The sequence below is a fragment of the Kitasatospora gansuensis genome (assembly GCF_014203705.1).
In the GTDB taxonomy this organism is placed as follows: Bacteria; Actinomycetota; Actinomycetes; order Streptomycetales; family Streptomycetaceae; genus Kitasatospora; species Kitasatospora gansuensis.
This window is the reverse complement of sequence record NZ_JACHJR010000001.1, coordinates 450,048-465,113: the sequence shown is the minus strand read 5'-3', so window position 1 is coordinate 465,113 and position 15,066 is coordinate 450,048. Positions and strand designations below refer to the sequence as shown.

General features: G+C 70.6%; 12 protein-coding genes and 1 pseudogene. 7 read left to right on the top strand and 6 right to left on the bottom strand.

All coding sequences use genetic code 11. The annotated features are described in order from the left end of the window. Positions 1 to 51 precede the first annotated feature (51 nt). The 3 genes from bioD to bioB all read right to left on the bottom strand — a co-directional run bounded on the left by bioD (position 52) and on the right by bioB (position 3,306). On the bottom strand, positions 52 to 774 hold the full coding sequence (bioD, locus tag F4556_RS02190; RefSeq protein ID WP_184911168.1) for a dethiobiotin synthase: 723 nt from the start codon (positions 772 to 774) through the stop codon (positions 52 to 54). Further along, positions 771 to 2,003: an adenosylmethionine--8-amino-7-oxononanoate transaminase gene (locus F4556_RS02185; RefSeq protein ID WP_246511250.1), complete on the bottom strand. Its 1,233-nt coding sequence runs from the start codon at positions 2,001 to 2,003 to the stop codon at positions 771 to 773. The genes bioD and F4556_RS02185 overlap by 4 nt, the downstream gene beginning before the upstream one ends. A 76-nt stretch (positions 2,004 to 2,079) precedes the next feature. Next, on the bottom strand, positions 2,080 to 3,306 hold the full coding sequence (bioB, locus tag F4556_RS02180; RefSeq protein ID WP_184911164.1) for a biotin synthase BioB: 1,227 nt from the start codon (positions 3,304 to 3,306) through the stop codon (positions 2,080 to 2,082). Between the two features lie 154 nt (positions 3,307 to 3,460). Between bioB and F4556_RS02175 the strand changes: the two genes are divergently transcribed. Next, positions 3,461 to 4,180 carry a hypothetical protein gene (locus tag F4556_RS02175; RefSeq protein WP_184911162.1) on the top strand — a complete coding sequence of 240 codons (720 nt, stop codon included), beginning with the start codon at positions 3,461 to 3,463 and terminating at the stop codon, positions 4,178 to 4,180. An 18-nt stretch (positions 4,181 to 4,198) separates the two neighbouring features. Here F4556_RS02175 and F4556_RS02170 read toward each other — a convergent pair whose 3' ends face one another. Next, on the bottom strand, positions 4,199 to 6,373 hold the full coding sequence (locus tag F4556_RS02170; protein ID WP_184911160.1) for a pectate lyase-like domain-containing protein: 2,175 nt from the start codon (positions 6,371 to 6,373) through the stop codon (positions 4,199 to 4,201). 54 nt (positions 6,374 to 6,427) lie between these two features. Continuing rightward, positions 6,428 to 8,212, bottom strand: a pseudogene (locus tag F4556_RS02165) (glycoside hydrolase family 3 protein); the annotation flags it as partial. Positions 8,213 to 8,473: 261 nt separating this feature from the next. On the opposite strand from F4556_RS02165, the gene F4556_RS02160 reads away from it, so the two are divergent. The 6 genes from F4556_RS02160 (at position 8,474) to F4556_RS02135 (ending at position 14,053) form a co-directional block, all read left to right on the top strand. After that, positions 8,474 to 9,076, top strand: a complete 603-nt coding sequence (locus F4556_RS02160; RefSeq protein WP_281403628.1) for a TetR family transcriptional regulator — start codon at positions 8,474 to 8,476, stop codon at positions 9,074 to 9,076. Between the two features lie 136 nt (positions 9,077 to 9,212). After that, positions 9,213 to 10,385, top strand: a complete 1,173-nt coding sequence (locus tag F4556_RS02155) for a C40 family peptidase (protein ID WP_184911157.1) — start codon at positions 9,213 to 9,215, stop codon at positions 10,383 to 10,385. A 207-nt stretch (positions 10,386 to 10,592) separates the two neighbouring features. Further along, complete coding sequence (locus F4556_RS02150; protein WP_313068111.1) at positions 10,593 to 12,140, top strand: MFS transporter; 1,548 nt, start codon at positions 10,593 to 10,595, stop codon at positions 12,138 to 12,140. A gap of 91 nt (positions 12,141 to 12,231) precedes the next feature. Further along, positions 12,232 to 12,813 (top strand): hypothetical protein, encoded by a 582-nt coding sequence (locus tag F4556_RS02145; RefSeq protein ID WP_184911155.1) that lies wholly within the window; start codon positions 12,232 to 12,234, stop codon positions 12,811 to 12,813. Between the two features lie 9 nt (positions 12,814 to 12,822). After that, positions 12,823 to 13,473 carry a neprosin family prolyl endopeptidase gene (locus tag F4556_RS02140; protein ID WP_184924189.1) on the top strand — a complete coding sequence of 217 codons (651 nt, stop codon included), beginning with the start codon at positions 12,823 to 12,825 and terminating at the stop codon, positions 13,471 to 13,473. A gap of 169 nt (positions 13,474 to 13,642) precedes the next feature. Next, on the top strand, positions 13,643 to 14,053 hold the full coding sequence (locus F4556_RS02135; protein WP_184911154.1) for a VOC family protein: 411 nt from the start codon (positions 13,643 to 13,645) through the stop codon (positions 14,051 to 14,053). 460 nt (positions 14,054 to 14,513) lie between these two features. On the opposite strand, the gene F4556_RS02130 is transcribed toward F4556_RS02135, so the two are convergent. Further along, positions 14,514 to 15,059: a hypothetical protein gene (locus F4556_RS02130; RefSeq protein WP_184911153.1), complete on the bottom strand. Its 546-nt coding sequence runs from the start codon at positions 15,057 to 15,059 to the stop codon at positions 14,514 to 14,516. Between the last annotated feature and the right edge of the window lie 7 nt (positions 15,060 to 15,066).

Here is a 15,066-nt window from a genome sequence, read left to right as displayed (position 1 = left end):
GGTTGTCGGCAGTTGCCCGAAAGTGCGCGTCCGTGATTCCTGGTGGATCGGTCAGGCCGGGTGTGCCGCCGTGAAGGCGGCCGCGTCCCAGGTGCCGCCGAGGGTGGGGGCGAGGGAGGACTTGGCCAGGGTGGGGAAGTCGGGGGAGTGCGGGGCGCCGTGCGGGAGGGCGCCGAGCAGGGGGGCGCCGGCGGCGTGGGGGAGGTCGGTGAGGTTGCAGCGCATGGCCAGGTCCGGGTCGGTGGGCCAACTGCCGATCACCACACCGAGGGTGGCCAGGCCGCGGCTGCGCAGGGCCTCGGCGGTGAGTGCGGTGGTGTTGAGGGTGCCGAGCCCGGCGGAGGCGACCAGCAGGACGTGGACCGGGAGGCCGAGGGCGGCGGTGGCGAGCGCCTGGTCGGCCAGGGTGTGGCCGTCGGCGTCGTAGCGGACCAGCAGTCCGCCCGCGCCCTCGACGAGTACCAGCCCGTGCCCCGCGGCCAGTTCGGCCACGGCGTCGGCCACCTGCCGCGGGCGCAGCGCGGGCAGACCGGACCGGCGGGCGGCGGTGTCCGGGGCCAACGGTTCGGGGTAGCGGGCCAGTTCGCGGGTGAGGACGTGCGGTCCTGCCAGCCGGGCGACCTCGTCGGCGTCGCCGGGCTCGGTCGCGGTGACGCCGGTCTGACCGGGCTTCAGTACGGCCACCGACGGGGCGAGGGCGGCGACGGCCGCGGTGACGGCGGTCTTGCCGACCTCGGTCCCGGTGCCCGTGACGTACAGGACGGTGGCGGTCATCCGGCCACCGCCGCGGCGGCCACGGCCGTGGTGATCCGGGCCAGGTCGGCGTCGGAGGTGATGAACGGCGGCATGGTGTAGAGCAGATCGCGGAACGGCCGGAGCCAGACGCCCTCCCGGGCGGCGGCCTCGGTGGCGGCCCGGACGTCCACCGGGTGGTCGAGCTGGACCACGCCGATCGCCCCCAGCACCCGGACGTCGGCGACACCTTCCTGATGCGCCACCTCGGCCAGGCCCTCGGTCAGTCCGGCCTCGATCCGCTTCACCTCGGTCCGCCAGTCCTGCCGGAGCAGCAGGTCGATCGAGGCGTTGGCGACGGCGGCGGCCAGCGGGTTGCCCATGAAGGTCGGCCCGTGTGCCAGCACCGGCAGTTCGCCCTGGCTGATGCCGTCGGCGACCTTGGCGGTGCACAGGGTGGCGGCCATGGTGAGGTAGCCGCCGGTCAGCGCCTTGCCCAGGCAGAGCACGTCGGGGGAGATGCCCGCGTGGTCGGCGGCGAACAGCTCGCCGGTCCGGCCGAAGCCGGTGGCGATCTCGTCGAAGATCAGCAACACGCCGTGCCGGTCGCAGAGTTCGCGCAGCAGTCGCAGGTAGCCGGGGGAGTGGAAGCGCATCCCGCCCGCGCCCTGCACCACCGGTTCGACGATCACCGCGGCCAGCTCGTCGGCGTGCTCGGCGATCAGGGCGGACAGCTGCGCGGCGTACGCCTCGTCCGGCCCGGCGTCGAAGCCGGCCGGCGGCTCGGCCGCGAACAGCTGACGCGGCAGCACCCTGCCCCAGAGCTGGTGCATCCCGCCCTCGGGGTCGCAGACCGACATCGGGTGGAAGGTGTCGCCGTGGTAGCCGCCGCGCCAGGTGAGCAGCCGGCGCTTCTCGGGCCGGCCGATGGACTGCCAGTACTGCAGGCACATTTTGATCGCGACCTCGACCGCCACCGAGCCGGAGTCGGCCAGGAACACGTGCCGGAGCGGCTCCGGGGTGATCTCCACCAGCTTGGCGGCCAGCCGGACGGCGGGCTCGTGGGTGAGCCCGCCGAACATCACGTGGCTCATCCGGCCGAGCTGGTCCCGGACCGCCTCGTCCAGCACCGGGTGCCGGTAGCCGTGGATCGCGGCCCACCACGAGGACATCCCGTCGATCAGCTCCCGGTGCCCGGCCACCGGCTCGGCGAGCCGGAGCCGGACGCCGGAGGCGGACTCGACCACGTACGGGGTCGAGGTGCCGGGCATCGGTGCGTACGGGTGCCAGACGTGGGCCCGGTCGAGGTCGAGAAGGGTGCTCACGGTGCGTCAGTTCCTGGAAGTTCTAGGCGTTCGGGGCCAGTTCGGTACCCGCGCCGCGGCGGCGGACCCGGACCAGGTCGGAGCGCAGCTCGTCGTTCTCGTGAGATGCGGCCTCGGCGTGGCTGCCGCACGGGCCGCAGCCACCACCGGTGCCGCAAGCGTGCGCGTCCTCGGAAGCGACGTCGGAGGCGGCGTCGGAGCAACCGCCGCCACCGGAGCCGCAGCCGCCGCCGAGCCCGGCCTCCGAGCGGTGCCGGGGCAGGGTCGGCTCGCCCGCGCCCTCCACCTCGAAGCCCGCGTCCGCGATCATGTCGAGGTCGGTCTGACCGGCCTGGCCCTCACTGGTGAGGTAGTCGCCGAGGAAGATCGAGTTGGCGATGTGCAGGCCGAGCGGCTGCATCGAGCGCAGGTGCACCTCGCGGCCACCGGCGATCCGCACCTCGACGTCGGGGCAGACGAACCGGACCATCGCCAGGATGCGCAGGCAGCGCTGCGGGGTGAGGTTCCACTCCTTGGCCAGCGGGGTGCCCTCGAACGGGATCAGGAAGTTGACCGGCACCGAGTCGGAGCCGATCTCGCGCAGCGCGAAGACCACGTCCACCAGGTCCTCGTCGCTCTCGCCCATGCCCGCGATCAGGCCGGAGCAGGCGGAGAGCCCGGCGCCGTGCGCCTTGGTGACGGTGTCCACCCGGTCCGCGTAGGTGTGGGTGGTGGTGATGTCGCCGTAGGTGGCTTCCGAGGTGTTCAGGTTGTGGTTGTAGGCGTCGGCGCCCGCCGCCTTCAGCCGCTCGGCCTGGTTGTCGGAGAGCAGGCCCAGGCAGGCGCAGACCTCGACGGCCTCGTTGGCGTCCTTGATGGCGGCGATGGTGTCGGCCACCCGGTCGATGTCACGGTCCGTCGGACCGCGTCCGCTGGCGACCAGGCAGACCCGCTTCGCGCCGCCCGCGAGACCGGCGGCGGCGGCCTCGGCGGCCTGCTCCGGCTTGAGCCAGGTGTACTTGAGGATCTCGGCCTTGGACCCGAGCCGCTGCGAACAGTAGTTGCAGTCCTCGGGGCAGAGGCCGCTCTTGAGGTTCACCAGGTAGTTGAGCTTGACCCGGCGGCCGAACCACTGGCGGCGCACTCGGCTGGCGGCGGCGACCACGTCCAGCAACTCGTCATCGGTGGTGGCGAGTACGGCGAGCGCCTCCTCCCGGGTGGGGATTTCCCGGCGCAGGCCCTTGGCGGTGAGGGTGTCAAGCAGATCCATGGGCTTGATCCTGCCCGGGGGACCTGGAGTCGCGCCAGAGGGAACCACCCAGAAGATCTCCCGGAACGTGTGCGGGTTGTCACAGTGGGCCCGGTGCGGTACGGCTCCGCCCCCGCGGCTGGACTGTTCGGATCATCCGTTTAGAATCTGCGCCATGACCACGCAGGGGGAAAGCCACACCCATCGGGCGCACGGCAGCCGACGCCGGACGATAGCCCTCTGCATCGTCGGCGCGGTGGCGATCACCATCGGCGTGGTGGTGACCGAGACCGGCGACTGGCTGGAGGGCGCCGGGCGGACGACCGCCGAGTCCATGCAGCTGGCGGCGCCCACCGATGCCTCGCAGCCGCTGTCGGAGAAGGACTTCTTCATCGCCGAACGGTACTTCCCGGCCGCCAAGCAGATCGAGCAGGACGGCTACAAGGCCGGGCGCACCGCGGGACAGCAGGGCGAGGACTGCGCGGTCACGCTGGCCGACCGCGCGCACGACGTGCTGCACGACTCCGGCTGCCAGGGCTATGTGACGGTCGGCTACCTCCGTGAGGACAAGCTGGTGGTCAGCAGCGTGACGGTGCTCCGGTACGCGGACCAGGCGGCCGCCGAGAAGGCCCGGCAGGCACTGGCGGCGGCTCCCGCCGCGATCGCCTTCTTCACGGCCGACCCCGGCGTCACCCCGGCCGCCACCGGCTCGCCCTCGCCGGGCGCGGCCAAGCCGGCCACCGAGACCCAGGTGGAGGCGGTCGGCCACTACCTGACCGTCACCTCTTCCCGCTTCGTCGACCAGCGGCCGACCGCGCCCGCGAACGACAGCTCGCTGGGCACGGCGACCCGGGCGGTGTCGTTCACCGCCCGGGCGCCGTTCATGTGGCTCTGATCCTGCGTCAGACCCGCGTCAGGGGTAGCTGACCAGGTTGGCCACGTTGCTGCCTGAGTTGGACGGACCGCCGGTGCTGTTGATCACGTGGTTGATCGTCCCGGTGCCGCCGAGCGAGACCGTCACCATGTCGTGGAACCGCACGCCGCTGCGGTTCGGCACCTCGAAGGCGTGCTCGGCCACCACCGCCGGGTTGACGTTGAAGTAGCAGTAGCTGCCCAGGCCCCAGGCCTCGTGCGTGGTGACCGAGTCGGCCACCTTGTACGCGGCGTACCCCTTGGTGGAGCCGTTCGTCCAGGCGGCCTGGTTCGGCGGGTCGTAGGGCATCTCGTTCTGGTAGAAGTACGTCCGCCCGCCGTTGCCGTTCCAGATCACCTGGTGCTGCTGGTAGTGCTCGACGAACAGGCCGTACATGGTGACGTCGGTGCCGTTCACCACCAGGCCGGTGGCCGCGGTGTTGCTGGTCCAGCCGACGCCGGTGCCGTGGTCGGCGCGCCAGATCCACATGTGGTCGCCGATCACGTCGGAGCTGTTCACCACCAGGCTCTGGGCGGCCTTGCCGACGCCCGCGCCGCCGATCCGGAAGAACACGTCGTGCAGCGAGGTCGGGTCGGCGGTGTGCCGGGCGGCCGAGCCGGCCGGGCCGACCTGCATCAGCACCGGGGAGCTGACCGGGCCCGCGTCGAACAGCAGCCCGGCGATCTTCACGCCGTCGACGTCGGCCACGGTCATCGCGGTGATCCCGTTGTCCGGGATCAGGGTGGCCAGGCCGAGGCCGAGCACCACCGTGCCGGCCCTGGCGACGTTCAGGGTCTGGTCCAGGTGGTAGACGCCCGGGGTGAAGAGCAGGTGCTTGCCCTGCCCGAGCGCGGCGTTGATCTGGGCGGCGGTGGCGCCCGGCTTCACCACGAAGAACTGGTCGATCGGCAGCGAGGCCCCCGGCTGGCTGCCGGAACTCCAGCTGGTGCCGGTGGAGTTGGCGCGCAGCGCGGGCACGAACACCCGGTACGCCCCGGCGCCGTCCACGTACAGGAACGGCTTCTCCCGGACCACCGGGGTCTGGCCGACCGTGGTGTAGGGCGGGTTCGGGAAGGTGTTGGCCGGGGCGTTGACGTCGCCGACGAAGACCATGTTCCAGTTGGAGCCGGTCCAGCTGCCCCACTGCGAGTTCCGGGACAGCCACTGCTGCTGGGAGCCCGAGCGGACCTGGCCGTCGATCTTCGAGTCGGCCATCAGCCCGCCGCTGGACCAGCCGCCGTCGTCCAGCTGGAGGTTGCCCCGGACGTGCATCCGGCGGTACGGGGCGGCCTGCGAGACCGCCCAACGGTCGGTGCCGGAGGGCGGGTTGACCGAGAGGTTCTCGGCCGAGCGCCAGAAGTTCTGGGTCGCGTTGCCCTGGAACCAGTCCGCCTCGGCGTGCACCCCGCCGTTGATGGTGACGTCGTCGGGGGAGAGGCCGAGCCCGGCGACCTGGGTGTAGAAGCCCACGTTGGCGTCGACGTTGTAGCTGCCGGGCTTGAACAGCAGGGCCTGGCGCTGGGTGCCGAACTGGTTGGTCTCCTGCTGCTGGAAGACCGCGTTCAGCTTGGACTGGATCGAGGCGGCGGACATCGAGGGGTCGAAGACGGCGACGTTCGGCCCGAGGTCGGGATTGCCGGGGGTGACCGGAGTGCCGAAGGTGAAGGACTGGGCGGTGGTGCCGTTGCACGCGTACTGCTGGAGCACCACGCCGTCGGTGGTCGAAGCGGCGGGCACGTCAAGGCACTTGCCGCTGTTGCGGTTGACCAGGTGGTAGCCGCCGCCGGCCTCCTCGACCGGCAGCCACTGCTGGTTGGCGCCGCCGCCGTACGCCCAGAGCTGGAGCTTGGCGCCGTCGGTGGTCGAGACGTCGGTCACGTCGATCACCTTGGTGGCGTCGTTCAGGTTGGCGATCCGGACGTAGCCGGAGTCGGTCGGCTGGAGCTGCCACTGCTGCGCGTTGGTGCCGTTGCAGGAGTACTGCTGGACGGCGGTGCCGTTGGCGCTGGCGGCCGCGGCGGCGTCCACGCAGCGGCCGCTGTTGCGGTTGACCAGGGTGGTCCAGCCGGTCGGGACGGCGGCCTCGGCGGGTGCGGAGGAGACCAGGGAGGCGGGTGCCAGCAGGGTGGCGGCGGTGAACAGGCGTATGCCGTAACGCCGTTGTCTCGGATTCACGGGTGTTCGCTCCTGAGGTGGGGGACCGGGCGTGAGCGTGGGGGATCAGTGGCGGGTGGTCAGGCCGAAGCCGTACCGGAACAGGGGGTCGTAGTCGCGGTCGCCGACGTTGATCGGCTCCTGGGCCTCGCTGCGCGGCCAGCTGACCGGGAGCTTCCCGGTGAAGCCGCGCTCGCCGAACAGCACGTCGGCCACGCCGCCGCCCTCGCTGCCGGGCAGCCAGGACATCACGAGGGCGTCCAGCTTGGGCAGTTGGTCCGTGACGATCTGCGGACGCCCGGCCACGTCCAGCACCACGCAGGTGGCGATGGCCGAGCAGACCTTGTCGATGTTGGCCTGGTCGGCGGCCGAGAGCGCGAGGGTGTGGCCGTGGTTGCCGACGTCGCCGACGCCCTCGGCGTACGGGGTCTCGCCGACCACCACGATGCCGACCTGGTACCCGGCGGTGGGGGCGGAGGCGTCCAGGCTGTAGGCGGTGTCCGGGGCGTACTGCCGGATGCCCTCCAGGACGGTGGTGGCGGGGATGGTGTCGCCGGAGGCGCCCTGCCAGCTGACCGTCCAACCACCGGCCTGGTTACCGGGGTTGTCGGCGTTGGCGCCCGCCACGTAGATCCGCTGCGAGCGGTCGAGCGGCAGCGCGCGGTGGTCGTTCTTCAGCAGCACCTGGGACTTGGCGACGGCCTCCCGGGCCACGGCGCGGTGCTCGGGCGAACCGATGGTGCCCGCGTACCGGCGGTCGGTGAACGGGTGCTCGAACAGGCCGAGTTCGAACTTGGCGCGGAGGATCCGGCGGACGGCGTCGTCGATCCGGGCGGTGCTCACCTGACCGCTCGTCACCTCGGCGAGCAGCGCCTGCTCGAACTTGCCGGCGCTGTACGGCACCATGAACATGTCCAGGCCCGCGTTGACCGCCGTGCGGACCTGGGTCGGGTAGTCGCCGGGGAGTTGGTTGATCGCGTCCCAGTCGCTGATCAGGAAGCCGTCGAAGCCGATCTTCTGCTTGAGCACCTCGGTCAGCAGCTCGTGGTGGGCGCTCATCTTCACCGGGTTGCCGACGCCGTCCTCGGTCCAGTCCACGCTGGAGTAGGAGGGCATGATGCTGCCGACCCGGTGCTCCCGGACCGCCGCGACGTACGGCGCCAGGTCGATCCGGCGGAACCGTTCGCGGGAGGTGATGGTGACGCCCTGGTCCAGCTTGTAGTCACCGGCCGAGGAGCCGTAGGTGGTGTCGCCGTCGCCCGCGAAGTGCTTCGCGGTGGCCAGCACCCGGTCGGGGCGGTCGAGTTGGCCTGCGCCCCGGCCCTGGAAGCCGTCGATCGCGGTCTCCAGGCTGGTGACCAGATCCGGGTCCTCGCCGAAGCTCTCGTAGGTGCGGCCCCAGCGGTCGTCCCGGGCCACGCACAGGCACGGGGCGAACACCCACTGCGGGCCGGTGGCCCGGGTCTCGGTCGCGGTGATGTGGGCGGCTTCGCGGACCAACTCCGGGTCGCGGGTGGCTCCGAGGGCGATGTTGTGCGGGAAGACGGTGGCGCCGACCAGGTTGCCATGGCCGTGCACCGAGTCCACGCCGTAGAGCAGCGGGATGCGCAGCCGGGTGGCCAGCGCACGGGCCTGGTAGCCGTCGATCATGTCGGCCCAGGCGGCCGGGGTGTTGGGGGTGGGGGTGGAGCCGCCGCCGGAGAGCAGCGAGCCGAGGCCGAGCTCGGTGATCTTGGCCTGGTCGCCGTCGACCGCGTTGCGTTCGGCTTGGGTCATCTGGCCGATCTTCTCCGCCGGCGTCATCCGGGCCAGCAGGTCGTTCACCCGACGCTCCACCGGCTGGTGGGAGTTGAGGTAGGGCGCGGTGGTGGTGGCCGCTGACGGTACGACAGCGAGGGCGCCGGCGGCGACGGTTGCGGCGAGGGTCAGCGAAGTGAGCAGGGTGGGCCGGTGCATGCAGGTGTCTCCAGTCCTGGGTGGGGTGCCGGAGGTGCGTGGCAGCAAGCATGAAAGCAGACCTACCGAGTGGTTGGTAAGTAGTCGGTGGCGCTTTTTTCAGTACTTGAACTTAACCGTGAAGTAACGCGTGGTCAGCGGGGTGGTCGCCCGTACACTCGGGCGATGAAGAACGGACAGGCCGTCAGAGCGGCCGCTGCGAGCCGGCGCGAGGAGATCCTGCGGGTGGCGATGGAGACCTTCGCCACCCGGGGCTACCACCACGCCTCGCTGGCCGAGATAGCCGACCGGGTGGGGCTCACCCAGGCCGGGCTGCTGCACCACTTCCGGTCCAAGACCGCGCTGTTGAGCGGGGTGCTGGCGCTGCGCGACGAGTCGGACATCGAGCAGCTCGGCACCGAACGGCCGCGCGGGCTGGCCTTCCTGGACCACTTGGTGGACACCGCCCGGCACAACGCCGAACGGGAGGGGATCGTCCGGCTGTACACCGTGCTCTCGGCGGAGAGCGTCACGGACGGGCACCCGGCCCAGAGCTACTTCCGGGAGCGGTACCGGGGCCTGCGGGCGATGGTCGCCGAGGCCCTCGTCGAGGCGGCCGAACTCGGGGAGCTGCAGGCCGAGTTCGACGTCGGCTCGGTGGCCGCCGCGATCGTCGCGGTGATGGACGGGCTCCAGGTGCAGTGGCTGCTCGACCCCGGCGCCGTCGACATGGCGGCGGGCACCCGACGGGCCGTCAGGGTGTTGCTGGCCGACCTGACGCGTCGTTGAGGAGTGTGGACCGAAGGGCTATCGGCGGCCGCCGCGCCGGTGCTTGAATGACCGCCAACAATCCCCGGTCCCCACAGACTTGGACGGCCCTGTGACTACGCGCGTAAACCTGGTGCCACGGTGGATACTTCGCCCCTTGAGATACGCCGCCCTGCTCTCCGTCATCGCCTCCTGCGCGATCTTCTTCGCGGGCGTCCAGCCCGCCCAGGCGGCCCCCGCCTGCGGCGTGCTCGCCTCCGGTGCCGCCCCGCAGGCCGCCGCCGCGGTCAACGCCGCCTGCGGATTGATCGGCACCCCCTACTCCTGGGGCGGCGGCCACGGCGCCCAACCCGGCCTCTCGTACGGCAGTTGCGACGCCTCCAACGGCGCACCCAACGACTGCCACGTCCGCGGACTCGACTGCTCCGGCATGGTCCGCTACGCCTACTACCTCGCGGTCGGCGCCGACGTGATCAACGGAACGACGTACACCCAGTGGCCCTCCTCCCGCGCGGTCGCCCGCTACTACCGGGGCGACGGGCTCGCCCCACTGCTCCCCGGTGACCTGGTGTTCTACGGCGACACCGCCGCCGGCATCCACCACGTGGCGATCTACCTCGGCCAGGGCTACATCGCCGAGGCCCCGTACTCCGGCGGCTACGTCCAGGTGGCGACGCTCTACTCGCACGGTGACTACTACGGCTCAATCCGGCTGTACGGTCCCGGTGGTGGCTCCACCACTCCGCCGCCGTCGGGTGGTGGACAGTACTGGGTGGACACGTTCGCGAGTGCGTCGGTGTTCGGTTCGCCGAGCAGTACGGCGGTGACGGGGACGCTCTATCAGGGCACCAACTACGTGTTCTGCAAGGCGTGGGGGCGGGAGATCGCCAGTGGTGGGAGCTTCAATCACTGGTGGTTGAAGACCGATCCGGACGTCGGTCCGGGGGGTCAGTGGGTGTCGGCGTTCTACCTCTCGCGCTGGGGCAATGACGTGGCCAAGGACAACAACGGCACCGTGATCCCCGACTGCGCGGGCGGCGGGGCTCCGCCGGCGACCGGCAAGTACTGGGTGGACACGTTCGCGAGTGCGTCGGTGTTCGGTTCGCCGAGCAGTACGGCGGCGACCGGGACGTTGTATCAGGGCACCAACTACGTGTTCTGCAAGGCGTGGGGGCGGGAGATCGCCAGTGGTGGGAGCTTCAACCACTGGTGGTTGAAGACCGATCCGGACGTCGGCGCGGGGGGTCAGTGGGTGTCGGCGTTCTACCTGTCGCGCTGGGGCAACGATGTCGCCAAGGACAACAACGGCACGGTGATCCCCGACTGCTGACGGCGGGGACGGGGGTGCCGGCGCCGAGCGTACGGGCGTCGGCACCCCGTCCGGCGCGGTCTGTTACCGTGGATCGGTAGTGACGCGCGAAAACACTGTTCCCGGTATTGGTTAGTCCGGGCGGGGCTTGCGCTCTCAGCACACCGGCTCGCCGGTCGTGCCCGGTGCGTCTCTTTCTCTCGTGATCTTTCTGAGAAAGGGACCTCTGTGTCTGACTTTCCCGCGGACGGTGTTGCCGTCCGCACTTCCGTTCCCCCCGCTGCGGAGCTCACCCGCGCACCGTACCGCTGGCGCTGGGTCGCGCTGGGGGTGCTGCTCGCCGCCGAGGCGATGGACATGCTGGACGCGTTGATCGCCAATGTCGCGGCACCTTCGATCCGGGCCGGCCTGGGCGGCGGCGCTGCCACGGTGCAGTGGCTGGGAGCCGCGTACGCGCTGGCGATGGCGGTCGGCCTGATCACCGGCGGACGCCTCGGTGACATCGTGGGCCGCAAGCGGATGTTCCTGATCGGCGCGCTCGGCTTCACCACCGCCTCCCTGCTCTGCGCGGTTTCCTGGTCGCCGGGGATGCTGATCGGCGCCCGCGGACTGCAGGGCCTGTTCGGCGCGGTGATGATCCCTCAGGGTCTGGGCATCATCAAGGAGATGTTCGACGGACCGGAGGTCGGGCGGGCGTTCGGCCTGTTCGGCCCGGTGATGGCCCTGTCGACCGTGGGCGGCCCGGTGCTGGCCGGTGCTCTGGTCGATGCCGACTTCTTCGGCTCCGGCTGGCGCATGATCTTTCTGATCAACCTGCCGCTCGGTCTGCTCGCCTTGCTGGGCGGCTGGAAGTTCCTGCCGGAGTCACGCGCCGCGCAGCGGCCCCGGCTCGACCTCGTGGGCGCCGGGCTGGCCTCGCTGGCCGCGTTGCTGCTGGTGCTCCCGCTGGTGCAGGGTCGTGAACTCGGTTGGCCGGTCTGGACGTTCGTGTCGATGGCGGCCGGGGTCGGGCTGTTCGTGATCTTCGGCCGGTACGAGCTGCGGGTGGCCGGGGCGGGTGGCGATCCGCTCGTGCTGCCGGGCCTGTTCCGCAAGCGGGCCTTCTCCGCCGGGCTGGTGACCGGTGCGGTGTTCTTCGCGGCGGTGGCCGGCTTCTCGCTGGTGCTCAGCCTGTTCCTGCAGTCCGGCCTCGGCCTCACCCCGCTGCGGGCGGGGCTGGCCAGCCTGCCCTGGTCGCTGGGCATGGTGCTCGGCTTCGCCGCGGTCCAGGTCGCCGAGCGGTTCGGCATTGTCGAGCGGCTCGGGCGCCGGGTCATCCAGACCGGGCTCGTGGTCATGGCCCTGGGCATCGCCACCCTCGCCGTCACCCTGAACACGGCCGGCACCGGTGTCACGCCGTGGCACCTCACGCCGGCGCTGGTCCTTGCGGGCCTGGGCATGGGCCTGGTCATGGGGCCGTTCTTCGACACCGTGCTCGGCGCCGTCGAACCGCACGAGAGCGGCTCCGCCTCCGGATCCATCACCGCCGTCCAGCAGCTCGGCAGCGCGCTGGGCGTCGCCGTCCTGGGCACCGTGTTCTTCGGCGCACTCGGCGGGCAGCCGACCGGCGCCCCCGACCAGGCCGTACGGACCGCCGTGGTGGCCGACCACAGCGCGACCATGCAGATCACGTCGTGGACCGGAACCGCCCTGCTCGCGGCGGCCCTCGCGGCTTCGTTCCTGTTGCCCCGTCCCTGCTTCGATCCTCGCGAGAGAGCCCGAGCTCCTCTTTCGTAGTTGTTTGAACACATACCGCTACGCTGAAGCCGGACGGCACGCAACGCTCAGCACGCACTTCCGAGAGGATCCGGACATGGGTGGCGGACGCTTGGCACGGAACCCCCACGACGATCGGCACGAGGATCTCGGCCGACCCAATCGGGTACTCGGCCCACAGGAGCGGGCGAAAGCCGCTGCCGAACGGCTGGCGGAGATCCATCGGTACCTCACCGACCGGTACGCGCAGCGGGAGGTGGTTGCCCGGACGGTCACGCCCGCGGGGCAGGAGCTCGACTGGATCCCGGTGGAGTCCCAGCTCGGGGGTGGCCGACTGCCGGCCGCGCCGCCGGGTGAGCACGAGGCGGACGAAGCCCCGGAAGGTGAACGGCGAGGTGAACCCGTTCGGTTCGAGCTGGAGCTGCACGGTGCCGAACTCGGGCCGCCCGGTACCGTACCGGTGGTGCGCACGCCCATCGAGCGGATCACCCCCGTGGTCGGGCTGAACGACTGGCTGGCCAAGGGGCGGCGGGCGAACCGGCTCGGGCTCCCCGCCGACGCCCGCGAGGTCCTCCCGCCCGAGGACGGCGGCGACCACAAGTACGCCGCCACCGCGCAGGCGGTGACCTGCTACGGGACGGACGGCGTCATCAACGTCTGGGATCCGTACGTGTTCCGCTCGGACGAGTTCTAGCTCGGCCAACTGCTGCTCACTCGGGGCTCCGGGACGAACCATCAGACGATCGAGGTCGGCTGCCAGGAGTACCACGACCTGAACGGGGACTGGCTGCCCCACCTGTTCGTCTTCTTCACCACCAACAACTACACGAAGCACGGCAAACGCCTGGGCGGCTACAACCAGAACGTGGAGGGCTGGGTACAGGTCGCCGACACCATCCACCCCGGCGCGCTGCTGAGCCGGACCAGCGAGCTCGACGGCCCCCAGCGGATCCTGCGCCTCAAGGTCCAGCTCTGGGAGGGAAACTGGTGGGTCAAGGTCAAGGACACCTGGATCGGCTTCTACCCGGCCGACCTGTTCAGCACCGACGGCCTGCGCTCGGAGGCCGCAGCGGTGAAGTGGTACGGCGAGGTCGCGGACTCCAAGGCGGACAGCGTGACCACCCGGACCGACATGGGCAACGGGCACTGGCCGTACGAGGGCTGGCAGCGCTGCGCCTACATGCACAGCCTCCGCTACCAGAGTTCGCCGCGCGGCACGATGACCCGGTACCAGGGTGACGCCTGGGCCACCCACCCGGACTGCTACGACATCGAGGCGCACTTCGACAACACCGACGATTGGGGGTCGTACTTCTGGTGGGGCGGCAGCGGGCGGAACTCCGGCTGCCCCTAAGCGGCTCCGCCGAAGTCCGCTGCTGATCTGCACCTGCGGTACAAACCTGGCCGCCCCTGGTGAACGGGGTCTGGGGGCGAAGCCCCAGGAACTCTCTGTTCCCGCACCTCAGCGGAGCTGCTCAGGGCCTGTCTCGAAGTCGGGTGTGAGCTTGTGGCAAGATCACGGGATGCTGCGACTCACCGATTTCATCATCGACTGCCCGGACACGATGAAGCTGGCGGCTTTTTACTCCGAGGTGACGGGCCGTCCGATCAAGGAAGGCAGCTCCGAGGACTGGGCCGGCATCCAGTTCGGCGAGATCGAGCTGGCATTCATCCGGGTGGACGACTACCGCGCTCCGCAGTGGCCCGACAGTGAGCACCCCAAGCAGTTCCACCTCGACTTCGAAGTGGACGAGATCGAGTCCGAGCAGCGCCGCGTCCTCGACCTCGGCGCGACCCTAAGGCAGGACTTCAACGGCCCCAACGGCTACGGCTGGCAGGTCTACACCGACCCGATCGGCCACCCCTTCTGCCTGTGCCGCAACAAGGGCGTCATCTGGACCGACCAGGGCCCGATCTGGCCCAAGCACGACTGACGCGGCTTTCTCGTACTTCGCCGAGCGCCACACCCGCTCGATGTCGTTCAGCTCGGGGCTGCGAGGCCAGTACCTCGCGGTCCTCGCGGGTGATCGAGGCGGGGTGGCCCGGGCGCGGGGCATTCGCCAGCGCGTCGAACCCGTCGGCCGCCAAGCGGTGGGCCGCACCCCGGACGGTGACGTCTGGCACCCGGCGCGAGATCACGTGTCCGCAGATGCTCACGCACCTCGCGTTCCTGATCAGACGTCAACTCCACACGCAAGATCTTCGGCATGGGCAAGCCCCTCCCTGCCCTACCTCATGCCCGAACCGCGGCCCGCATCACCGAGACCGCTCAGGTGCTGAACTGTCCGATGCCGAGTGGGCTCTGCTGGGATGTACCCGAGCGGTACGGATCCTCGCTTGCGGTGGATCGGGCGGGCCCGGCGAAGCTTGACGGATTCGAGGGGGGACGACCACTCACCCGTGCCAGTCCGAGTTGCGCAGGCATTCGGTGGACAGGCTCACTGTCAGCCGGTTGAAGGCCGGGGCCTCGGTCGGACGTTCATGGCTCGCGGAGACCGTGGCCGCGCCCGAGCCGGGCATCTTCAGACTCACGGAGACCTGGCCGTTCACTGCTGAGATGCCGTCAAGGCCGGGCCCTTCCCACCCTTTCCGCTCCATCCCCGTGACGACTTCGCGCGCGAGCTCCGCCGGCGAGCGCTGGTCCGACGGTGACGCGTGGAGAGTTATCGAGGCGGATCCGATGACCTCGCTCTCGTCCATGGAGTCGCCGATGAAGTCCGTGGGATGACACGCGGTGTGCCCCCCGCCGGACTCCTTCGGTTCGATGCCGGGGTCAACGGCCTGCACCGCATCCAGGACGGCCGGGTACATCGCATCCCATGCCTGCCGGTCCGAACGCGCGGAAGGGTCAACGCTTTTGGCGCAGGCCGTTGCGGTGACCGCGACAGCGAGCAATGCGGCGGCGCGCAGCGCCCAGGTGAGCGGAAGGGAGCGAGGCATGTCCCTA